This window comes from Desulfosarcina sp. (assembly GCF_033791525.1).
In the GTDB taxonomy this organism is placed as follows: domain Bacteria; phylum Desulfobacterota; class Desulfobacteria; order Desulfobacterales; family Desulfosarcinaceae; genus Desulfosarcina.
In genome coordinates this window covers 1-20,998 of sequence record NZ_JASJGN010000032.1, presented here as the reverse complement: position 1 = coordinate 20,998, position 20,998 = coordinate 1, and the positions used below count along the sequence as shown (strand labels likewise).

General features: G+C 56.0%; 20 protein-coding genes. 13 read left to right on the top strand and 7 right to left on the bottom strand.

Features of this window, described 5'->3' with window-relative positions; genetic code table 11:
- Nucleotides 1–172: 172 nt before the first annotated feature.
- The gene (locus tag QNK41_RS01560; RefSeq protein ID WP_319253044.1) at nt 173–787 is read right to left on the bottom strand and encodes a LysE family translocator; all 615 of its coding nucleotides are present in this window, start codon (nt 785–787) and stop codon (nt 173–175) included.
- Nucleotides 788–879: 92 nt separating this feature from the next.
- On the opposite strand from QNK41_RS01560, the gene QNK41_RS01555 reads away from it, so the two are divergent.
- On the top strand, nt 880–1,341 hold the full coding sequence (locus tag QNK41_RS01555; protein WP_319253042.1) for an Lrp/AsnC family transcriptional regulator: 462 nt from the start codon (nt 880–882) through the stop codon (nt 1,339–1,341).
- Nucleotides 1,342–1,362: 21 nt separating this feature from the next.
- On the opposite strand, the gene QNK41_RS01550 is transcribed toward QNK41_RS01555, so the two are convergent.
- A complete protein-coding gene (locus QNK41_RS01550) occupies nt 1,363–1,707 on the bottom strand; it encodes a hypothetical protein (protein ID WP_319253040.1) in 345 nt (114 codons plus the stop codon).
- Nucleotides 1,708–2,001: 294 nt separating this feature from the next.
- Here QNK41_RS01550 and epsC point away from each other — a divergent pair, with 294 nt between their 5' ends.
- Both epsC and cysK read left to right on the top strand, forming a co-directional pair.
- Complete coding sequence (gene epsC / locus QNK41_RS01545; RefSeq protein WP_319253038.1) at nt 2,002–2,973, top strand: serine O-acetyltransferase EpsC; 972 nt, start codon at nt 2,002–2,004, stop codon at nt 2,971–2,973.
- A 109-nt stretch (nt 2,974–3,082) separates the two neighbouring features.
- Nucleotides 3,083–4,003 carry a cysteine synthase A gene (gene cysK, locus QNK41_RS01540; protein ID WP_319253036.1) on the top strand — a complete coding sequence of 307 codons (921 nt, stop codon included), beginning with the start codon at nt 3,083–3,085 and terminating at the stop codon, nt 4,001–4,003.
- Here cysK and murA read toward each other — a convergent pair.
- From murA to QNK41_RS01525, 3 genes are all read right to left on the bottom strand, one after another.
- On the bottom strand, nt 3,996–5,267 hold the full coding sequence (murA, locus tag QNK41_RS01535) for a UDP-N-acetylglucosamine 1-carboxyvinyltransferase (RefSeq protein ID WP_319253035.1): 1,272 nt from the start codon (nt 5,265–5,267) through the stop codon (nt 3,996–3,998). The two genes, cysK and murA, sit on opposite strands and share 8 nt — an antisense overlap.
- A 169-nt stretch (nt 5,268–5,436) precedes the next feature.
- The gene (locus tag QNK41_RS01530; RefSeq protein WP_319253034.1) at nt 5,437–6,282 is read right to left on the bottom strand and encodes a GGDEF domain-containing protein; all 846 of its coding nucleotides are present in this window, start codon (nt 6,280–6,282) and stop codon (nt 5,437–5,439) included.
- 199 nt (nt 6,283–6,481) lie between these two features.
- Nucleotides 6,482–7,987, bottom strand: coding sequence for a diguanylate cyclase (locus QNK41_RS01525; protein ID WP_319253032.1), 1,506 nt, complete (start codon nt 7,985–7,987; stop codon nt 6,482–6,484).
- 90 nt (nt 7,988–8,077) lie between these two features.
- Here QNK41_RS01525 and QNK41_RS01520 point away from each other — a divergent pair, with 90 nt between their 5' ends.
- The 4 genes from QNK41_RS01520 to QNK41_RS01505 all read left to right on the top strand — a co-directional run bounded on the left by QNK41_RS01520 (nt 8,078) and on the right by QNK41_RS01505 (nt 13,348).
- A complete protein-coding gene (locus tag QNK41_RS01520) occupies nt 8,078–8,230 on the top strand; it encodes a hypothetical protein (RefSeq protein WP_319253030.1) in 153 nt (50 codons plus the stop codon).
- 309 nt (nt 8,231–8,539) lie between these two features.
- Nucleotides 8,540–10,459 carry an SWIM zinc finger family protein gene (locus QNK41_RS01515; RefSeq protein ID WP_319253028.1) on the top strand — a complete coding sequence of 640 codons (1,920 nt, stop codon included), beginning with the start codon at nt 8,540–8,542 and terminating at the stop codon, nt 10,457–10,459.
- A gap of 134 nt (nt 10,460–10,593) precedes the next feature.
- The gene (locus QNK41_RS01510) at nt 10,594–11,988 is read left to right on the top strand and encodes a deoxyribodipyrimidine photo-lyase (RefSeq protein WP_319253026.1); all 1,395 of its coding nucleotides are present in this window, start codon (nt 10,594–10,596) and stop codon (nt 11,986–11,988) included.
- Nucleotides 11,989–12,508: 520 nt separating this feature from the next.
- Nucleotides 12,509–13,348 carry a hypothetical protein gene (locus QNK41_RS01505; protein ID WP_319253024.1) on the top strand — a complete coding sequence of 280 codons (840 nt, stop codon included), beginning with the start codon at nt 12,509–12,511 and terminating at the stop codon, nt 13,346–13,348.
- Nucleotides 13,349–13,433: 85 nt separating this feature from the next.
- Here QNK41_RS01505 and QNK41_RS01500 read toward each other — a convergent pair whose 3' ends face one another.
- Nucleotides 13,434–14,936, bottom strand: coding sequence for a multiheme c-type cytochrome (locus QNK41_RS01500; protein WP_319253022.1), 1,503 nt, complete (start codon nt 14,934–14,936; stop codon nt 13,434–13,436).
- Between the two features lie 169 nt (nt 14,937–15,105).
- Between QNK41_RS01500 and QNK41_RS01495 the strand changes: the two genes are divergently transcribed.
- From QNK41_RS01495 to QNK41_RS01470, 6 genes are all read left to right on the top strand, one after another.
- Nucleotides 15,106–15,579 carry a hypothetical protein gene (locus QNK41_RS01495; protein ID WP_319253020.1) on the top strand — a complete coding sequence of 158 codons (474 nt, stop codon included), beginning with the start codon at nt 15,106–15,108 and terminating at the stop codon, nt 15,577–15,579.
- Between the two features lie 124 nt (nt 15,580–15,703).
- Complete coding sequence (locus QNK41_RS01490) at nt 15,704–16,429, top strand: DUF1538 domain-containing protein (RefSeq protein WP_319253018.1); 726 nt, start codon at nt 15,704–15,706, stop codon at nt 16,427–16,429.
- Between the two features lie 7 nt (nt 16,430–16,436).
- Nucleotides 16,437–17,195 carry a DUF1538 domain-containing protein gene (locus tag QNK41_RS01485; protein ID WP_319253016.1) on the top strand — a complete coding sequence of 253 codons (759 nt, stop codon included), beginning with the start codon at nt 16,437–16,439 and terminating at the stop codon, nt 17,193–17,195.
- A gap of 69 nt (nt 17,196–17,264) precedes the next feature.
- Nucleotides 17,265–17,591 (top strand): P-II family nitrogen regulator, encoded by a 327-nt coding sequence (locus QNK41_RS01480; RefSeq protein WP_319253015.1) that lies wholly within the window; start codon nt 17,265–17,267, stop codon nt 17,589–17,591.
- 24 nt (nt 17,592–17,615) lie between these two features.
- Nucleotides 17,616–19,331 carry a Na/Pi symporter gene (locus tag QNK41_RS01475; protein ID WP_319253013.1) on the top strand — a complete coding sequence of 572 codons (1,716 nt, stop codon included), beginning with the start codon at nt 17,616–17,618 and terminating at the stop codon, nt 19,329–19,331.
- Between the two features lie 111 nt (nt 19,332–19,442).
- A complete protein-coding gene (locus QNK41_RS01470; RefSeq protein ID WP_319253011.1) occupies nt 19,443–19,625 on the top strand; it encodes a magnesium transporter in 183 nt (60 codons plus the stop codon).
- A gap of 10 nt (nt 19,626–19,635) precedes the next feature.
- Here QNK41_RS01470 and QNK41_RS01465 read toward each other — a convergent pair.
- On the bottom strand, nt 19,636–20,998 hold a 1,363-nt coding region (locus QNK41_RS01465), incomplete at its 5' end, for a potassium channel family protein (RefSeq protein ID WP_319253009.1).

Sequence of the window (20,998 nt, the reverse complement as noted above, 5' to 3'; positions counted from 1 at the left end):
CGGTGGGCACTCATGTGGCACCTTTTGTGGACCGGCAGCAGGCGGGCATGAAACTGCTGGCGGCATTCCTGTCGGACGGCGGCATTCGAGGGATTGGACCCGATGGTAAGGTCTACGACCATCGGGTTTCAGCCGCGCTGTGCAGGCGATTTCGCAAAGGGTTGCCGGGGGGTTAGAGCCGCCCGATCACCACTGCCAATCCGAAGCCGGTGAGCACCGCTCCGGAGAACCGGTTGATCCAGCGCATGGCTTTTGCACTCATGCGGGTATTGAACAAACTGCTGACCGAAGAGAGAATGATCCACCAGGCCATTGAGCCGGAAAACACACCGGCTACCAGCCATCCGGCAGCCATGTTGCCGGCCCCGATGCTGCCAAGGCCCATGCCGGCGAATACCGCGGCAAAAGAGAGAATGGTCATGGGATTGGTGAGGGTGAGCAGCAGCGCGGAGAGATAGCCCATGGCGGCGCTACCGGGTGCTTCGGCTGCCGGTTTTTCGTCGGATTCGGACAGGAAGATGCGCAGGCCCAGCCAGCAGAGGAACAGACCGCCGAACGGCTGGATCCAGGCGCGTTGACCCACCACAAACCCGGTGATTCCGGCAAGCCCGAAGCCGGCTGCACTGCCGTAGATGGCATCGGCTGTGGCGGCGCCCATTCCGGTAACCAGTCCGGACGTCCAACCCCTGGTGAGGCTGCGGCGGATGCACAGGATGCCGATGGGGCCCACGGGGGCGGCGATGGAGAATCCGAAGATGAGTCCTTTGATGAAAAAAGAGAGATCCATGGCGGTAACATTACACGACCGGTGTCGCCGAGGCCATGGCCAAACCACGGTTTTCGGGGCCGTCCGCTTCATATTACAAGGAAAATCATGCAATGGACCTTCAGATTGAAAAATTACTGGATCGGATCGGACGTAAAATCCTTTCCGCGTTGCAGGAAAATGCCAGAATTCCCCTGAGCCGCATTGGCGAAAAAGTGGGATTGTCGGCGCCGGCGGTGGCCGAGCGGGTGAAAAAACTGGAGGAGGCGGGGGTGATCACAGGCTACCATGCCCGCATCGATCCGTCGGCCATGGGCCGGTCGGTGTCTGCTTTTATCCACCTGACCACCGATGCCCGACACTACCCAGCTGTAAAATCCCTGGCTGCAGACCTGCCTCAGATCAGCGCCTGCCACCACATCAGCGGGGACGCCTCGTTTATCCTGCACATTCGCGCAGACGATCTCTCCACCCTGGAAACGGTTGTGGGCCGGTTGAGTCCACTCGGTCAGACGCGCACAACGATCGTGCTTTCAACCCCGGTGGACAAGACAACCATGGTGCCGCTGCTTTGAACGGTTAGATGATCAACACCCTCAGTTATCGGACTCGGTATTGACCACCTGGCGGATGCGGATGGGTCGCTTGATGGGTTTGGGATTGAGGGTGTTGTTGATTAAAAAGCCTTTGAGCCAGCCCTTGACTTCCCTGGCGGTGTCGTGCTCGGCGTAATAGGCTTTGATGTCCTTGATCTCCGGATAGACCGTGTCCACCCGCTGCCATTGGTTGGGGGCCATTTTGGCCTCCAACGCGTAAAGTACATCTTTGGTTTCCACTGCCACCAGTCGAACATTCGGACCCAGTTTCTTTTCCAACGTCCGTATGGTTTCAAGGTCCTCAGGGCTTAAAATGGCAATCTTCAGATCATCCAGTCCGGTCATGAGGTGCTTCCTTTTTTCAGTTCGACATGGTTCTGCGTTGCTTGGAAGATAAGTCGATGGGTGGTTTCTAAACGAAGTTGTTATAAAAACAGAATCGTCGTGTCTTGTCAATTTCGACCGGCGGCCCATTTTTGCCATATCGCCTAACATGTCGGATTTTGACAACCTTTTCTTTGTGGTTACTGTAGTTGATATATTTTCCCAGCGATCAGGGACAAACGCGTTTGACTATTTTCATGCAAAAGACCCACCCCGACTGAACGAATAAAAATGGTTAAATGGTGGAGAGATCCGATGAAAGAAAGCAGCCCCATCCCAGACGATGTATGCAAGTCCGAAGTCGAATGCCACCAACAGGCACGCTCGAAGCTGCCTGACATCGCAGAGCGGATTGTCGATCACTGCCAGAACAGTCCCTGCTACACGCACATCGACAGCGAGCCCATCCCATCGGAAGGATTTGTGACCGACATTATCGATATGTTCCGGGAACTGCTCTTTCCCGGTTATTTTTCCCGTGAGAAGTTGGACCCGGTGAACTTGCGTTACAGCCTGGGGCAGACCGTCTCCAAGCTGTTCGACCTGCTGGCCGATCTGATTACCCACAACATCCGCCACGATTGTCTGCGATACCATCAGTCCTGCAGCGGGTGCGAATCTCGTGGACACAGCATTGCCCTTGAAGTGATGGATGCCATTCCCGAGATGCGTCAGACCCTTACCTCGGATGTCCGGGCGGCCTTCGAGGGAGATCCTGCGGCAAAAAGCCACGACGAAATCATCTTCAGCTACCCGGGCCTATACGCCATCAGCGTCTACCGGGTGGCCCACAAATTGTTCAAGCTGGGGGTGCCCATGCTTCCCCGGATAATGGCCGAGCATGCCCACAGCATTACCGGTATCGATATCCACCCCGGGGCCACCATCGGCGGTCGTTTTGTCATCGATCACGGCACGGGTGTGGTAATCGGAGAGACCACCGAGATCGGCAGCAATGTGCGTATTTATCAGGGAGTAACCCTGGGTGCCCTCTCTCTGCCCAAGGATGCGGGAGAAAAACTGCGCGGAAAAAAGCGCCATCCGACCATCGAAGATGAGGTTATCATTTACTCCGGAGCCACCGTTTTAGGAGGGGATACCGTGATCGGCGCCCGTTCGGTGGTGGGCGGCAACGTCTGGCTGACCGAGTCCATCCCGCCCGATACCACCGTGATGATGGAAATGCCCCGATTGATCATCAAAGAGGCCCGCCGCCAGGCCGTATAGGCTTTAAGATGATTCATTTGGACTGCCTTTCGGTCGTCGCAGTATAACCGATACGGCTTTTCCCCCTGTCCCACCAATTAACCGCAAGTGCTGCGGTAAGGAGGATAGTATGACTGTTCACAATGCGATTGACACCACCATCGGCAAGACCCCTTTGGTGCGGATCAACCATACCGGTGGTGATCTTCATGCCGAGATCGTCGCCAAGCTAGAATTTTTCAACCCGTTGGGCAGCGTCAAGGACCGCATCGGCGCCGCCATGATCGACGATGCAGAAAAAAAAGGGTTGATCGGGCCGAACACCCTGATTGTTGAGCCCACCAGCGGCAATACCGGCACCGGGCTGGCCTTTATCTGTGCAGCCCGGGGATATCGGCTGTGCCTGACCATGCCGGAGACCATGAGCGTCGAGCGACAGAAACTGGTCCGGCATCTGGGGGCGCAGATGGTGCTCACCCCCGGCCCCGAGGGTATCGGCGGGGCCATCGAAAAAGCCAACGCCATCCTGGCCGAAAACCCGGGGGCATTTATGCCCAACCAGTTTACCAACCCGGCCAACCCCCGCATCCACCGGGAGACCACGGCCGAGGAAATCTGGGCGGACACGGCCGGTGATGTGGACATCTTGGTGTCAGGCGTGGGCACCGGTGGCACCCTCACCGGTGTGGGGGGATTTTTCAAGGAGAAGAAACCCGGCTTCCAGTGCGTGGCCGTGGAGCCATCCGCTTCGCCGGTGCTTTCCGGCGGCGAAAAAGGGCCCCACAAGATCCAGGGTATCGGTGCCGGCTTCGTGCCCCAGGTGCTGGACCGGTCCTTGATCGACGATGTGATCACCGTTTCCAACGAGGACGCCTTTGAGACGGCCCGGCAACTGGCAGCCAGGGAGGGTATTCTGTGCGGCATCTCCTCCGGAGCGGCAGTGTGGGCGTCGATTCAGGTGGCATCGCGGGCGGAAAATGCCGGCAAGCGCATCGTCACCATTTTGCCCAGTACGGGCGAGCGGTATATTAGCACGGAACTGTTCATCTGATGACCACACTGGCGCCGATCTGCTGGAACCGGCTTTGGATGTCGAAATGCCCCCGGCCGATTTGGTAGACGTCGCGGATGATGGTCTTTTCCGGGCAGGCCAGTCCGGCCAGCAGAATGCAGGAGGCCGCCCGGATATTGTCCGGGTTGGTGTCCGCGCCCTTGAAGGTGGTGGGGCCGTTGACGATAGCCAGGCCGTCCTCTTCATCCAGGTCGATGGACGCCCCCAGTTTTCTCAGTTCGGCCACCTGGCTGAAGCGTTTGTCGAAAATGCGCTCCCGGATGTAGCTTTGACCGTCGGCCACACAGGAGAGGGCCATGATGGCCGGCTGAAAATCCGTGGCGAAACCGGGGTAGGGGCAGGTAAGCACGTTGACCGGCTTCAGGTGCCTGCCCGGGGATGACACGTCCAGCACGTGCCCGTTGATGCCGATGTCGATCCCCATCTGCATCATCTTTTCGATGAGAATCCGCAAGTCCCCGGGGGCCACGCCGATGATGGAAATCTTGCCCCCGGCAATTCCGGCGGCCATCATGAACAAGCCGGCATCCAGCCGGTCGTTCATGGCGTAATGGTCGATGGGAGTCAGGGCCGGCACGCCTTCCACCGTCAGGGTCCGACTGCCCAGGCCATGAATCCTGCCGCCCATCTTGATCAGAAAGTTAGCGAAATCGTAGATTTCGGGGTCGGAGGCGGCATTTTCGATGATGGACACACCCTTTGAAAAAGAGGCTGCCATCATCAGGTTCTCCGTGCCGGTGTGGCTGGGAAAATCCAGGTATATGGTGCTGCCCGTAAAGGCTTCGCCGCTGATGACAAAGTCATCGCCACTGGTGATCTGCGCCCCCAGCCGGGCAAATCCCCGGTAGTGATAGTTAAGGTTTCGGGCCCCTAACGGGCAGCCGCCGACACTGGGTAGCCTGACTTCACCCAGCCGTTTGAGCAGCGGCGGGATGAAGAGCACAGACGCCCGCAGGCGGCAGGTCAGCGATTCGGGGAGATCCGACCGGGTCAGGTGAGTGGCATCCACACAGACCACCTTTTCATTGGCAAAATAGTCTACCGTGGCGCCCACATGTCGCATGAGTTCAAAGGCCACGAGGATGTCGTTCAGCGGCGGCACGTTGCGGATCACACTGCATCCTTTTTCAGGCAGCAGAGATGCGGCTAGCATGGGCAGAATCGCATTCTTGGATCCCTGCACACAAACACTGCCGGATAGGGGTTTGCCCCCTTGGATTTCGATAAACGCCTGACCGCTCATTTGGTTTCCCTCGCTAGGGTTTAGCATGTTGTGGTTGGATCGTTGTCACGGGCACTAAATAGACACAAAAGCATGCCCCCGGCAACTGATTTTGTAAAAGCTCAAGGATACGCCGGATAAGGATGTCTGGTCGAATTGTCGGGCGGCCGGCATCACGTTCGCCGCATTTTTAGTTTGCCGGAATCACTCGTTCGTCGTCGACAATTTGGTTGCGGCCGTTATCTTTGGCCTGGTAAAGATTGCGATCAGCGACTTTGAGTAGCTGTTCGGCGCTATCGATCCAATCGCTAAAACAGGCTACACCAATACTTACCGTCAGACGCACGTCAGGCATGGTGGCTTGGCCCGGGTATACACCGAAGTTGTTAGATTCGATGCATTTGCGCAACCGTTCAGCTAATTCCTTTGCGCTATCAAGAGGTGTATTTGGCGCAATTACGATAAACTCCTCACCACCGTAACGCGCGAGTACGTCGGAACTCCGAAGTTGGGTAGCAATCAGCGCGCTTGCGGCAATGAGTACTTGATCGCCTGTCGGATGTCCGTATTTGTCGTTGATGCGTTTGAAGTGATCTAAATCGAGCAATAAAACTGCCAGTGGCCGATCATATCTGTGTGCTGCCGCGACCTCTTCAAGTAAACGCTGATCCATGAAGCGGCGGTTGAACAACCCTGTCAGGGAATCAGTACACGACTCATGTTCGAGGAGGCTGATGCGCATAATATCCGACGCCGTATTCATTGACAGGGTAGCTGAAATCCACACGAAGCAAGCCCCAAAAAAGAAAATGACCGGAACAATCAAATCCAACGCATTTGTATGTTTACTCCAAAAGGCGGCGATGTAAAATACATAACCAATGACAAACATGATGATCAAGGCTGTCATCGTATACCAGCTCTTGCGGGAAGAACCCTGTGGCAATTGATTGATTAGCCGTTTCACGGTAGCCAGCGCACCGATAAGTATCACGGCGCCTGCCAGCACCAAGGTATTAGCAAAAAATGTAAGCATGCAATTGTCCATTCATCCCAACACGTTTGCGGCGGGTCACCCCACATTGGCCATGCATGGAAACACGACATATAACCGGTATATTTTTAGCGTATTGAAAGCACAATGCCGCTAATGCCAATGATCTGGTCAACGGTATCGCCATCCACGAATTGAGGCTCCTGCGGTGGTCTTCTCTGTGGGCAGCTATACTGGCCCGTTACCGGTTTTGAAACTGGCCAACGGCGTCTTTGCCGGCTTCCTTGATGGCAAACAGGGCGTGATCGGCAGCGGCAATCAGGCCGTTTAAGTCTTCGGCATGGTGCGGAAATGTCGCTATCCCAAAGCTGGCCCGCAGCCTGACCTCGATGCCCTGATCCAGAACATAGACCGTATTTTTCATGCTGGCACGGATCTCGGAAGCTTTTTGCAGCGCCTGGGATTGATCCATCCCCGGCAAGACCACCACAAACTCGTCCCCGGCGTAGGCCACGGCAAAAGCCGGCTCCTGCAGGCAATTGTCGATGGTACCGGCCACTTTCCGGATGGCGCGACTGCCATTGAGATGCCCATGGGTGTCAACGATCGTCTTGAAATGGTCCAGGTCCATGAATATCAAAGAAATCGGGGTGTCCGTGTTTTTTGCACTGTCAATCCATACGGCGAGCGACTGGTACAGATAGCGTTGGTTGTAGAGACCGGTCAACCCATCCCGCAAGGCCTGATCACGAAATCGTCGCTCGCTCTCCCGCAACGCCTCTTCGGCCTTTTTGCGTTGGGAGATGTCCACCATGGCAATCGCCACTCGTTCCAGGGTATCCTCGTGACCGGAGACGACCAGGGACTTCCCCAAGATGATTTTGGGCTCGCCCGTTGACGTTACAATGGTCTCTTCCCGTTCTTCCGCGGTATTTCCCGCGGCCGCCACCAGGATGATCTCCCGGGCCATCTTTAAAAAACCCTCTGCATCCGTTGGAATAAAATCACCGCCGGGCCCAGCGCTGTCGGCCACACCCATCAGTTTTAAAAAGGCCTGATTATAGTTAACGGTCTTGATCAACGACCAGCAATGGTGAACCTCCTGGGGATGCCCCTCCAGGTATTCCCTGAAATTGGTGACGTCGGATGCACGCAGTTTTTCCAGATAAGCTTTCAGATGGGAGACATCCCATTCGATCAGGGCGATGGGTGCAGATTGAAACAATTGGCGATAGCGTTTTTCACTTTCCCTGAGCGCCTCCTCCGTTTTTTTCAGGTCGGTATTGTCCTCAACAATGGCCATTACACCGCTAACGGCGCCATTGCTTCCAGGTATAGGACTGAGATGGTAGCGCAAATGGATACAGGACCCTTGGGGGTCGAAGTAAGGGTATTCGGCGACCACCGGTTTCTTTCGGGCGATGCAGCGCTGAATATCGGCAACAATCCCCGATCCAGCCAGGGCCTGACTATCGAACAGATTCATCGAAGTCGGATCGTCGACGGAAGGCCAGGCAAATATTTCCAGCATTTTCAGGTTGATACCGGTGATGCCGCCCTGGACATCGATGGTGAAAATTCCCAGCGGCGTGCTATCGCCTAAGAGCCGGTTTCTTTCTTCAATGGCTTTGAGAGCCGCATTGGCCTTCTGGCAGCGCTGTTCAATGTCTTTCAAACGGGCGACCTCTCGGCGCAATGTGTCGATCTCAGACAGGTTCGGCTCTGCACCTTCAAATTCCTTCGGCATGAGTGAATCCTCTCATCTATCATTAGAATATCATAGGCTTACCTTGGGCCACGCCCACATGTCAAACGCATTTACAGAAGGAGGCCGGCCATGAAATTTCTCAATGCAGCGCAAATCTGGATAGCCTGCCACGGCATTCATTTCGAAACGGATAGGTCATCCTTGACATCCGATGTCGATTTGATAGCTTTTGCCCAAGCTGAGCGTTTCCCATTTTGGTTCTATAAAAAATTATTACAATAAGTATGGGTTATGTCACTTGGCGGCTTCAAAATGGAAAACCCATTGGGATTGCCAATCTTACCGCATCTACGGCGTCAGACGTCTTCCCGCATAGGCGACTATAGCGGAAAGACATCTTCCTTGTATCTGCGGCAAACTCGACAATCGCTCAGCTTGGGTTTTGGACATCGAAAAGAACTTCTATTTTTCTCGCTGAGCCATTGTTGACTCGGATCTTTATTTTTGACAACTTTCTTCTTCGGGTCGAAGTGCTGCTAATCCCGATTTATGCGGTAATTTCGAAACGAGAACAAATAGGAATGGTACTCCATGCCGAAAAAGAAAACACAGCTGGATCGGTTTGCCGATCTGACCTGGATCGATATCGAGGAATGGGCTGGTAGGAAAATCGTCTCCCGGGGCAAAAACTATCAACGCCAGGGACTTGTATCCGATCTGGCTGTAACGGACGATGGCAACCTAATCGCCTGGGTTAACGGGACGTGGCGCTATGCCACCCGCGTGTTCATAGATCAAGATGGCTTGCCTGATTCGATCTGCACCTGTCCTTATGCAATTGACTGCAAACATGGCGTTGCCGTGGTGATTGAATACCTGAAACGGGTTGAAGACAACCGGCGCGTTCCTAAGGTAAAGCAGGACGACGATCGCCTGAAACTTTTGGAAGATGAAGCGTGGGAAGACGAACCGGATGATGAGCTGGTTAATCTAGTAAATACCACAACCCGGGATCGGCAAAAGGAGATCGCCGGCTTTCTAAAGGGCAAAACCAAGGCACAGCTCATCGATTTAATTCATGAGCTTGCCGAGCAGTACCCGGAAATGGCAAGTTATCTTGCCGACCGTGGGCAGTTGATCTCAGGTAACACCAAATCGCTGGTGACTCGCCTGCGCCGGGAGATCCGTGAAACTGTCAATCAGCACGGCTGGCAGAACTACTGGCGAAACGAGGGCTTTACGCCCGACTATTCCGGGATTTGCACAAAGCTTGAGACGCTGCTCAAGGCGGGGCATGCCGACGAGGTGTTGCGCCTGGGCCTGGAACTGTTGACGTCCGGTACCCGTCAGGTGGAGGAGAGCCACGACGAGGGCGAAACCGCTATGGAAGTGGTCGCTTGCATGCCGGTGATCGTCGAGGCACTGGACCAATCGTCCCTCGATGCAGCCGACAAGCTGAACTGGGCGCTGGATGCCGTGCTCGAGGATCAGTTCGATGTGTGCGAAGCTTTTTCGGAGTATCTGCACCGGCAACACCCCAAACCCGCCTGGCACACCTTGGTTGACCGTTTGCTGACCCGTCTGGATGGACTTAAAGGTAAAAGCGGTGTGGATAGTTTCAGCCGCAATTACGAGCGTAACCAACTCAGCAACTGGGTGATCCATGCTTTAGAGCAGGCCGGCAGGGAGAAAGAGGTTCTCGCACTTTGTGAAAGTGAAGCTCGCAAGACGGGCAGCTATGATCGTCTGGTTAAACGGCTGATGGAAGCACGCCGCTATAAAGACGCCGAGCACTGGATTCAAAAGGGAGTTGCCGCCACGAAAGCAAAATGGCCCGGTATCGCATCCGGATTGCGCGACAAGCTGCTGGATATTCGCAAGCGACAAAAAGATTGGCCTGCAGTAACGGCTATTCGGGTCGAGGCATTCATGCGCCATCCTTCGCGACAGGCCTTCACGGAATGCAGGCAAGCCGCGGGCAAGGCCAAAGCCTGGCCCGCGGTGCGCAAATACCTGTTGTGCTATCTTGAAAACGGTGAGCTGCCTTGGAAGCAGAAAGGCTGGCCCATCCCTCCGTCCGGTCTGGACCGGCCTAAGGCGGATCAACGCAAACGATTCCCCCTGGTCGACCAGCTGATTGCCATCGCCATCCTTGAGAAAAAACCCGACCAGGTTTTGAGATGGTACGATCAGCGTCCTAAAGACCGTTTCGGGGGGTACGGGGTTGATCAAGACGAAATCGCCACCGCCGTTCAAATCCACGCGCCGGATCGGGCGGTGGATATCTGGAAAAACAAGGCGGAAGGGCTGATTTCGCAAGTCAAGCCCAGTGCCTACCAGGAGGCGGCCAGATACCTTCGTAAAGCGGCGTCAATTGTGACCCGGAAGAAAAAAAAAGAGGCCTGGGATCAGTACCTGAGCGCGTTGAGGCAACAGCACTTTCGTAAACGCCGCCTTATGGAAATCCTGGACGGCCTGGAAGGAAAACCCATCGTGAAAAAGAGGCACTGACAAGTATGGATACCGATGCACATATTTAAATTTTGATGGCCATGAAAATAATCCACCGGTGAGAAAATCAATAACAACCTGATCCTCTGCGCATTTTATCGATGAACTCAGGTCAGGGAAAGGAACCAGAATCAATGGGCATTGAGCAGGAGCGCATCAGCAATCTCAATCGGAAGGCCGTGCAAAAAGGCGCGTGGGTGCTCTACTGGATGCAGCAATCCCAGCGGGCCCATGACAACCCGGCCCTGGAATACGCCATCGCCCAGGCCAATCGTCTGGATCTGCCGGTGCTGGTGTGCTTCGCGCTGACCGACAGCTATCCGGAGGCCAACCTGCGTCATTACCGCTTCATGCTGGAAGGTCTGGCTGAAACCCGGCGCCAGCTGGCCGGGCGCCGCATTGGTATGGTGGTGCAAAAAGGCGACCCCGCCACGGTGATCGGCCCGCTGATGGATCGGTCGGCCCTGCTGGTTTGCGATGTGGGCTACACCCGCCATCAGCGCGCCTGGCGCCAATCGCTGTCTTCATCCGCCCCTTGCCGGGTCGTCGCCGTGGAGGGCGATGTGGTGGTGCCGGTGGCCACCGTATCTCCCAAGGCCGAGTATGCGGCCCGCACCATTCGTCCCAAAATCCACAAGCACCTGGAGCAATTCCTGATACCCTGCCCCCGCTACCGGCCTAAACGTTCATCCATCGATATCGGGCCGGAGAGCTTGGACCTTGGCGCCATCGACGCGATCCTGGAAGGGCTCCACATTGACCGGACGGTCCCTGCCGTCACATTCTTTTTCAAAGGCGGGCCGGCGGAGGCCAAAAAGCGGCTGCGCCGATTTATCGCCCATCATCTGCACCATTATGCCGGCAACCGCAATCAGCCCCAGACTGACGACATCTCACACATGAGCCCCTACCTGCACTTCGGGCAGATTTCGCCGGTGTTCCTGGCCCTGCAGATCGCCAATGCATCCACGGGCGCCGAAGCGGACCGCGCCGCCTATTTGGAGGAGCTGATCGTGCGCCGGGAACTGGCAGCCAATTTCGTTCACTACACGCCGGACTATGACCGCTTCCGCTGCCTGCCTGCCTGGGCGCAGAAAACATTGGCGGAGCATGCCGCAGACCGGCGCGAAAGCCTCTACGATCGGAAAACCTTGGAAGCGGCCGGAACCCACGATCCCTATTGGAATGCCGCCATGGCAGAGATGCGCGACACCGGCTTCATGCACAGCTACATGCGCATGTACTGGGGCAAGAAGATTATCGAATGGTCGCCGACGCCGGAGCAGGCGTTTGAAACGGCACTCGCACTGAACAACCGATATTTCCTGGACGGCAGGGATCCCAACTCCTACGCCGGCGTGGGCTGGGTGTTCGGTCTGCACGACCGGGCCTGGTTCCAACGGGAGATTTTCGGAAAGGTGCGTTACATGGCGGCATCCGGTCTCGAACGCAAATGCGACATCCGTGCCTACGTCGAAAAGGTCGCGGCCCTAAGTGGTCGGGTTCATAAATACGATGGCATCCGATGACCGACGCATCCCGGTCCGTCTGCGTTGATCGTCGCTTAAATACGACAGGTATTCTCGCTCCTCGCGCCTTGCGGCCCAGGCGCCTCGGCCATCTCGGTGCATCACCGTATTTTTGAACACGACCACTGAGCCGCAAAGCCGGCGTCAATTAACTAGTGTCCATCCAGAAATAGGCAAATTTGGTTGAGATCAAGGCATGCGAAAAATTTTACCGCAGGTGCCCTGAAAGAAATGCCCTTGGGGTGTATATGGTTGATATTCCGAGGATAAAATTTTGAGCATAACGCAGATATCAGGAAAATTGGCCATTTGTGGATCGACACTAACTATCGCGGTTCACGCTTCATCGCCGTAGACCATCCTCCGGTTTAAAAGGACCATGATTCTTCACGGCGCCCCAGGCAAATGATAGTTTCCGCCTGACACAAGACCCGTTTACGCCCCTCATTGCGGCTGAAGACAGAATGGTTAGTTTCAAGATTGAGCATATCCGCCATCAGAAAAATGTGGAGTATTAACCATGATCTCAGACGCAGCCGAACAATTCCTTCCCCTTCCCATTGACGATACGGTCCTTGCAGCCGCCTACCGACTCAAGATGCTGGGTCTGCCGTGGTCGCCCCAGGTGGGGTGTTTTGTCTGGGACCGTGAAGCCGTCATCTCGGCACCTTCTCCCTTTCCCAAACGTGTTTACTTCATTCTTAGCATGCGCCGGTTCACGGATATTTTTGGGAACGAAGAGAAAATGTGGCAACAACTGGTATGGGTGCCGACGTGGCACCAGGCCTTTCAGCTCTGCAGCCGATTAGGCGTTACCGATGTCGACGCCGATCAATTCCTTGATGGCCATGGTTTCATTTCGGGAGAGGACGGGCTCTTGCGACTATACGCGTTAATCGCTCGACGGCTCTCGGCTTCAATGACGGAAACCCATGCGGGAAAGCAGGCGGAGAGGAGTTCTGCTGCAACGCGCTGGATCCGCAGGGTCATGGAAGAAGAGTTGGGCAGCCTGGCACACTTGCCCCAGGATGTTCAGCGTCACGTTCAGTCGGTCTACGATGAAACCGGCATGGCTTACCTGGGCTGGCGGCGTATCCAAGATCAACAGCCCGAGGATTGGTTTCCGCCGGAGACCGCGTTCGATGCACGGCTGCTGAGTGATCTGGGACACTTTTATTCAGACTACCAGCAGGTGATTAAATCGATGACGGCCATTCGAGAACGGGTTAAGTGCATCCAGGCCACCGACCCGTCCAGAGAACCGGAGCGCTACCAGCGTTTGATCGAGGATCTGCGGGCAAACCAACCGCGGGATTCAGGGCCGGGACAGATTCTGGCCAACTTGATGGATCCGGGTTAAGGCACGCCATCCGATCAATTTCTGCACCGGCTGTTCAGATGCGCCATCCTTACCTGGCTCATGCCATTTTTAATTTTTTGCGACCTTAAGGCTTTTTCCTGATCAAATCGCGGGTTTGCCGCCAATCGTCCATATCCATAATGGCTCTGGTCAGGTGATAGCGGCCGTCTTCGAAAACACCGTAGTCCCCGCCGCCGGCCATGGCTGACACGAAGCGAATGTTGTTGCCGTAAAGCAGCCATATATCACTCCAGCGCCGTTCGATGTATTCATCAAAGATGCTGCCGCCGCCGGACAACCCCTGGGCATAGCCTTTGTCCCAGACCGATTGCATCAGCTCGGTGGCCGTCTTCACCGACGCGTTGGAAGTGGCGATGGTGTTGTCCAGGCGTGCAAAATACCCCTTCACCCAGGAGGTATCGTGACACGCCAGGCAGGTGCGCTGCATGGTCGCCCGCCTGTTGCCCGCTTCTTCTGCAGTGATCAAATAGTCGGCGGCAAAACTGCCGTCCAGGTCGGTGGGCAGCTGCAGGCCGGCCTTGTTGCGGATGATGGTGGTGTCAGGCGATCGGGGCTGGGGGTGGGCGTAGATCAGCCCGAAGATCCGCCAGCCCAGCCGATCGCTCATCTGGTGGGTCCGCGGGTTGATCACGTCGCCGTCCGTGTTGACCGTCAAACTGATGTGGCAGGTGGCGCAGGTGGGAGCCTGGATGTCTTCACCGATGGTCCACGGTACCGCGTTGAAATCCCATTCGTTGTGCATGGCAGAAAAAATATTGCCGTGTTTGCTGGCCGAGTAGACTTTATAGGCGGGCACATCCGGGCCCACATGGCACTCCTTGCAGGTATACGGTTTGCGGGCCATTTCGATGGAAAACCGGTGGCGGGTGTGGCAGGACGAGCAGGCCCCACGGCTACCGTCTAAATTGACCCGGCCCACCCCCTGGTTGGGCCAGCCGGCGATCACGGGGAATTCCAGCTCCCCGGCATCGGTGTCGCGGGTCTCGGTGCCGGTTACCTTCAATCGGGTGCCATGGCAGTAGTAACAGGCATCCGCCCGGGTCATATCATCGGCCGGCTCAAAGTGGACCCGGTCCGCCTTGACCTCGGCCCTGCCCAGAATAGTGCGCTGCAGGTCGGCGTAGACCTTGTTTTCAGACAGGTTCTTCTCGGCCATGGCCATGATATTCTTCGAATACTGCTCACGTTCGACGGCGTGGCAGGTGGCGCAATCATCCGGGCTGACCACCACGTGGATCTCGTAGCTGTTGTGCTCAAAGGTATCTGCGTGGGCCTCGCCCCTCAGGGTGTGGCACTCGGCGCACCCCACGCTGTTTCCCTGAAGTGCTTCCGGCACATTTTGGCTGGACATGCGTCGTTGGTTTTCCTCGACGACCATGGCCGCTTTGGGCGTTACCCGCGCGTGGCGGCTTTTTTGCCAGTCGGCAACGATGCCGGGATGAAAAACGCTGTGGCAATCCAGACACTCCTGGGTGGCTTCGCTGACGGGTGCTGCATCGCCGAAGGCGGTGCCGGCGGCAAATAAGGTCAGGATTATCAGATGAACAGATAGATATACGTTTCGCATGGGTTCCTCCGAGGATGATCGATGTCCGTATAGATGCCTTCTTCATAACAGCAACGGCGGTCGAATGCCAGCGTGATTCCAGGTATGGAATCACGCCGGAATAAAAAGAGAAACCGGCAAATGGCTTACTTAGCGGCAGTCGCAGGGAACGCAGGCAACTGATGGCCGCGTGGGCGAAATCCTTCAGGCAGGTATCCATGAGATCCAGAAAGGCGGCAAACGAATCGGTTTGCACACTGCCTTTGCTGCAGCGCAGGCCGGTGAGATCCAGCAGACGTGCGGCGGTGAGCATCTCCAGAGACAATCGATCTTCCGGGCTGGCGAAGCATCGGTTGCTCTGTCCGGACAGGTGCTCGACGTGGGCAATCAACTGGCAAACTGGAAGGTTCTGGGATTTGGGGTCGGTCTCGTCCACGATAAGCAGGTACGGGACCGGTCAGTTGGAAGGCCGTCCGGTAGCGGACCCGGTACTGTCGGCCACATCCAGATGCGCCTCCAGGGCGCTTCTGGATTCGCTGCAAACCTGGGTCAGGCCGATACGGATCAGGCCGGTATGCTTTATGGCAAGCTCCACCCGCCGCCCCATGTCCATGAAGCGCCATCCGGGCCCCGGGGAATGTTCAATGTTTTTTTCTTGAAATAATTGTGGTTTACTGCTTTCAGCAGATTGAATCGATGATTTCATACAGCGAACACTGTTGCATGGACCAATCAACCACACCCAGCCGTGATAGCAGGCGATGCACACCGGACCTATACAAAACTTGATGAAAGCCTTGGGCGCCGCCCTGCTGGGCGCGTGCCGTGATCTGGCGCCCATCGTCATCGTCATCGCCCTATTTCAGCTTCTGGTCCTGCGCCAACCCTTCCCGGAACTCGTGTCGGTCCTGTCCGGACTGGCTTTGGTGGTTGTCGGGCTAGCCCTTTTTGTGGTCGGTCTGGACATTGGCCTGTTTCCCCTCGGTGAAGCCCTGGCTGAAGAGTTCGCCCGCAAGGGCAGCCTCGTCTGGTTGCTGGTGTTCGCCTTTGCCCTGGGTTTCGGTACCACCGTTGCCGAGCCGGCCCTGATCGCCGTGACCCGTGAAGGCGCCAGAGCAGCGGCTGAAGCCGGCCTTATTGAGAATATCCCAGCGGCTGTAAACCGGTATGCCCTGCAAATCCGCTTGACCGTGGCACTATCGGTGGGTGTCGCCATCGTCCTGGGCGTGTTGAGAATCCTTAAGGGATGGTCGTTGCCAATGATCGTTGTCGGCGGCTACGCGCTGGTCATGGTCATGACCTTGTTCGCACCCAAGGAGATCGTGGGTTTGGCCTATGATTTAGGTGGGGTGACCACTTCAACGGTTACCGTGCCCCTGGTAACGGCCTTGGGAGTGGGTCTGGCCCGCTCGATTCGGGGAAAGAACCCGTTGACCGACGGCTTCGGCCTGATCGCCCTGGCATCCCTGACCCCGATGATCTTCGTCATGGTTTTAGGCCTGTTCGTCCACTAGGAGCGCTATGGAACTCTTTTTAGACCCTATGAAGTTGTTGCTGGCCACTGCCAAAGACGTGTTGCCGGTACTCGGGCTGCTGGTATTGTTTCAGATGGTGGTGTTGAGAAAACCGCTTCCCAGACCGGGCAGAATTATTTTCGGCTTCTGCCTGGTGCTGGTGGGCATGGCCTGTTTTTTAGGCGGCCTGGACCTGGCGCTTTTCCCGGTGGGTCGGACCATGGCCCTGCAACTGGCCAAGGGCGCCCAGAGCGGTGGCAGGGAGATCTGGGCCGCCTACGGATGGATATACCTGTTTGCCTTTTTGGTCGGGTTTTCCACCACCATCGCGGAGCCGTCGCTGATCGCCGTCGCCAACAAGGCCGAAGAGGCGTCTTACAAGGCCGTATCATCACTGGGGCTGCGGATCGCGGTTGCCCTTGGCGTGGCTGTCGGCATCACCCTCGGTACTTTCCGCATTGTGACAGGAACCCCGCTTTATATGTATATCTTAGCCGGCTATGTGGTGGTAGCCATTCAAACCTATTTCGCGCCGCGGATGATCATTCCGCTGGCCTATGATTCCGGCGGGGTGACTACATCCACGGTTACCGTGCCCCTGGTTGCGGCGCTCGGTCTGGGTTTGGCGTCCACCGTTCCGGGCCGCAGCCCGGTGCTGGATGGATTCGGGCTGATTGCCTTTGCCAGCTTGTTCCCGATCATCAGTGTTCTCGGATACGCCCAGCTGGTTCAATGGATTGTCGGGCGCCGGAACAGAAAAACATGACAAGCGCCCGCTTGTCACAAAACCAATGGGTTGGTTGCCGTGAATCGGACAAAGGAGGAAAAAAAGTAGATGGCCAATAAATGCATCCTTGCAATGGTGAAGCCGAACCTGACCGACCAGGTCGTTGATTCGGCCAAAAAGGCCGGTGCAACCGGGGCGACCATCATCCCGGCCTCCGGAACGGGCGCCGGAGAGGCGAAAACCTTTTTCGGACTCAGCCTGGACATCCGCACAGAGGTGGTTCTTTTCCTGGTGAGCGACGCCATGGTTGAGCCAATCCTTTCGGCCATCCGGGAAGCCGGCCGGTTCAGCGAACCCGGCACCGGTATTGCCCTGGTGTTGCCGGTGGAGCAGGTGGTCGGCATGGAAAGCCAGACATCGCTGAAAAAACCGTAGGGGATTGAAGCCGTAGGAACGTTTATGTCAATTCATTTTGATTTGTGGAAACTGCTGGCCGGTCTGGGCATTTTTCTTTTCGGGATGCAGTTGATCGAAGAGTCGGTCAAGTCTTTGTCGGGACGGGCGTTCAGGCGCATCATCCGGATGTATACCAACGGCCGGCTGCGGTCCATCGGCAGCGGCGCCCTGGTCACCGCCCTGCTGCAAAGCAGTTCTGCGGTTTCGCTGATGGTCCTGGCCTTTGTGGGCGCCGGCGTGATGAACATGCAAAACGCCATCGGCGTCATCATGGGATCCAACATCGGTACGACGCTGACGGCATGGATCATTGCCACCATCGGATTTAAAATTAAAATCGAGGCCCTGGCCCTGCCCTTTATCGGCCTGGGTGCCGGCGGTCTGATTCTTTTTAAACCCTCTTCCAGACCATTTTTTGTCACCCGGCTGCTCATCGGGTTCGGTTTTTTATTTCTGGGCCTGGATTTCATGAAAACCAGCGTCGAGAGCTTTACGCAAACATTCAGCCTGGGACAATTTCCCGATTACGGACTTTGGTTTTACCTGCTGGTGGGCACCCTGGTCACCGCCCTGATGCAGGCCAGCGCAGCGACCATTGCCATTGTGCTGACGGCGCTGAACAGCGGGTTGATTACTTTCGACATCGGGGCCGTCATGGTCATCGGGGCCAATATCGGCACGACCATAACGGTATTGTTGGGGGCCATCGGCGGCGTGCAGGCCAAAAAAAGAGTCAGCCTAAGCCACCTGGTCTTCAATGTCGTCACCGGTGCAGCGGCCTTTTTAGGGCTGCCGCTGTTGGTATGGATCGTATCGTTTATGGTGGATATCCGTTCCGACAGCTTGATGGGGCTGGCCCTCTTTCACTCGCTTTTCAATATCCTGGGCGTGGTGCTTTTTATTCCTTTCCTCGGGCCGCTGTCGAGATTGCTCACAAGGGTTTTTCCGGACTACAAAACCATCCTCACCGTCTATCTCGACCAGACACCTCCGGAGATTACGGATGCCGCCACGGCGGCCTTAAGAAAGGAGACCGGTCATTTGCTGCAGGAGTGCCAGCTCTACAACCTGCGGCTGCTGCGGATCGATGAACGGCTGGTCTTTGATGTCGATCTGCCCTTTGAAACCAATCGAAAGAAGAAGTACGCCCCCGATGAATTTTACGAGAACATCAAGCTGCTCCACGCCGAAATTTTCACCTTCTATTCCAAAATCCAGACCCATAAAATAGATGAGACAGAGGTCAAGGAACTGGAGCGATTGATTTATGCCTCACGCAACATGATGAACTCCATTAAAAACTTCAAGGGCATTCGTCACAATATGGATGAGTTTGACGGTTCGGACAATGCATATCTGAACGCCCAGTACAAGCTCTTCCGCAAGCGTCTGGTAGAGCTTTACCACAACATGGGCCGGATCCTGAATACGGAAGACCAGGAAGGCCAGTACCGCAGCCTAGTGAGGTCTTTCGTGCAGATCGAAGAGGCCGACGACCGCTTTATCAAAAACACCTTGAATGCAGTGGCCGATAAAAAAATACAGGAAATGGAAATTGCTTCCCTGCTGCTGGTGAACCGGTTGTTTGCCCAGTCCTGCCGCATGCAGATATACAGCATGAAGGACCTGTTGCTCTCCCAGGAGCAGGTCAACAATTTCGACCGAGCCATGGACATCAAAGAGATCATGGACGCTGAAAAAAAGAGAGTAAAGGATTGAACTCATGACGGACAACGCAAACTTGCTGCCGGTGCTTCAGAAGTTTTTCGAATATGATCTGGACACGGCCACCCATATCCTCGAAAGCATGACCGAAGAGGAGGCAGTGCATTGGCGGCCAACACGCTCGTTTCGGTCATCCTGGGCGGCATGCTGCCCCTGATCCTCAAGCGGTTTAAGCTGGATCCGGCCCTGGTTTCCAGCCCACTGCTGACGATGGTCACCGACATGTGCGGCTTCTTTTTTGTCTTGAGTTTCGCCGCGGCGGTTCTGCCTAAACTCGGTGGCATGTAGGTAGTGCTATTTAAGATACCTTGGTCTTGGTCACTTCTGGATACCGCTTTAAAAATTGTTTTTCCGCATCGTCGGTGCCGATCATGATCAGCTCATCCTTTTCGCTGAAGCGAACTGTGGGGTCGGGGTTGCTGATCATCTCGCCGTCGTGGTTGATGGCGATAACCGAGCAGCCGGTCTGCATGCGGATCTGACAGTCGACCAACGATTTGCCCACCAGAGAAGCATGCATGCCGGCACGAAATACGTTCAACCCCTCGGCAAGCATCAGGACATCATCCGGTTTGAGAAGATTGAGGATCGTGTTGGCCGCCAGGGAGGCATATGACATGACCAGTTCAGCCCCGGCCGTGTGCAGTTTTGAAATATTTCTGTCCAGATTGGCCCGGCAGATAATCTGGATGTCTGGTCGTAGCCTGCGACAGTAAATCGTCAGGTAGATATTGGTGGGATCGTCATGGGTGGTAATGATGATCGATGGCGCCTCATCGATCCCTGCGCGATTCAGGGTGTTGATGTCCGCGGCACTTCCCAAAATATATTTGGGATTGGCGACGAGCCTCTTGTTTTTTTCAATGACCCGGTAATCAATACCCGCCTGCTCCAGGGCCTCTGCAGCCGCACGGCCGACCCGGCCGCCGCCCAGGACGAGGACCGGCGCCCGCAATTTCTGGTAACCGCCGATATGCTCATCGTAGTTCTTGAGTTGCTCCGCGGATCCGGCCAACAGAAGGACCGTCGTGGAATTGATGTGGGTCGCCGCCGTGGGTATTTCAAACTTGCCCCTTTCCCAGACACCCACCACCGTGATGCCGGTTGTCTCGCGCAGCCGGCTTTGCTGGAGGGTCATGCCGACCAGCGGCGTCCTCATGGCCGGCGCCTCGGCGATGAGGAGCGCGTCGATGTTTCCAATGACGTTCGAGCGCGTGCTCGTCCGGAGCACCCGCCTCGACAATGATTGGCCCAGCAGTTTCATGAACTGCAGCACGTAGGTGCTTCCGGCCAGTTGTAAAATATCCACCGAGTGGTCTGAATCGGCATTTGCGGCAATAGGGACCTCTTTTGAAATCTCCCGGACGGTGAAGGCGATGTTGGTGTTCATCATGTCGTCGATATTGGCCACCACCAGGGCAGCCCGGCCTACCCTGAGGCGCCGGTAGGTTTCCGGGTCACTCAGATCACCCACGACCACTTTATAATCCTGGTCGAACAGCTCCAGTGCTTGCTGTATATCCTCCGTGAGGATGACGTATTCATACTGATACTGTTTGAGCCTCTGGATAAGATTCATTGTGATCGGATCGGTGCGGGTCAGAATGACATGCCCGTGGGTGTCCTCTGGCAATTCCCGGGGTGCCCTGGCTTTGGTCTGG

What these genes read in the sequence shown, in the direction of transcription:
- QNK41_RS01555 (WP_319253042.1), top strand. Translation starts at nt 880, where the DNA reads ATGGACCTTCAGATTGAAAAATTACTGGATCGGATCGGACGTAAAATC.
- QNK41_RS01510 (WP_319253026.1), top strand. Translation starts at nt 10,594, where the DNA reads ATGGGCATTGAGCAGGAGCGCATCAGCAATCTCAATCGGAAGGCCGTG.
- epsC (WP_319253038.1), top strand. Translation starts at nt 2,002, where the DNA reads ATGAAAGAAAGCAGCCCCATCCCAGACGATGTATGCAAGTCCGAAGTC.
- QNK41_RS01560 (WP_319253044.1), bottom strand. Translation starts at nt 787, where the DNA reads ATGGATCTCTCTTTTTTCATCAAAGGACTCATCTTCGGATTCTCCATC.
- QNK41_RS01520 (WP_319253030.1), top strand. Translation starts at nt 8,078, where the DNA reads ATGAAATTTCTCAATGCAGCGCAAATCTGGATAGCCTGCCACGGCATT.
- QNK41_RS01500 (WP_319253022.1), bottom strand. Translation starts at nt 14,936, where the DNA reads ATGCGAAACGTATATCTATCTGTTCATCTGATAATCCTGACCTTATTT.
- QNK41_RS01485 (WP_319253016.1), top strand. Translation starts at nt 16,437, where the DNA reads ATGGAACTCTTTTTAGACCCTATGAAGTTGTTGCTGGCCACTGCCAAA.
- QNK41_RS01530 (WP_319253034.1), bottom strand. Translation starts at nt 6,282, where the DNA reads ATGCTTACATTTTTTGCTAATACCTTGGTGCTGGCAGGCGCCGTGATA.
- QNK41_RS01505 (WP_319253024.1), top strand. Translation starts at nt 12,509, where the DNA reads ATGATCTCAGACGCAGCCGAACAATTCCTTCCCCTTCCCATTGACGAT.
- QNK41_RS01525 (WP_319253032.1), bottom strand. Translation starts at nt 7,987, where the DNA reads ATGCCGAAGGAATTTGAAGGTGCAGAGCCGAACCTGTCTGAGATCGAC.
- cysK (WP_319253036.1), top strand. Translation starts at nt 3,083, where the DNA reads ATGACTGTTCACAATGCGATTGACACCACCATCGGCAAGACCCCTTTG.
- murA (WP_319253035.1), bottom strand. Translation starts at nt 5,267, where the DNA reads ATGAGCGGTCAGGCGTTTATCGAAATCCAAGGGGGCAAACCCCTATCC.
- QNK41_RS01550 (WP_319253040.1), bottom strand. Translation starts at nt 1,707, where the DNA reads ATGACCGGACTGGATGATCTGAAGATTGCCATTTTAAGCCCTGAGGAC.
- QNK41_RS01480 (WP_319253015.1), top strand. Translation starts at nt 17,265, where the DNA reads ATGGCCAATAAATGCATCCTTGCAATGGTGAAGCCGAACCTGACCGAC.
- QNK41_RS01475 (WP_319253013.1), top strand. Translation starts at nt 17,616, where the DNA reads ATGTCAATTCATTTTGATTTGTGGAAACTGCTGGCCGGTCTGGGCATT.
- QNK41_RS01515 (WP_319253028.1), top strand. Translation starts at nt 8,540, where the DNA reads ATGCCGAAAAAGAAAACACAGCTGGATCGGTTTGCCGATCTGACCTGG.
- QNK41_RS01490 (WP_319253018.1), top strand. Translation starts at nt 15,704, where the DNA reads ATGAAAGCCTTGGGCGCCGCCCTGCTGGGCGCGTGCCGTGATCTGGCG.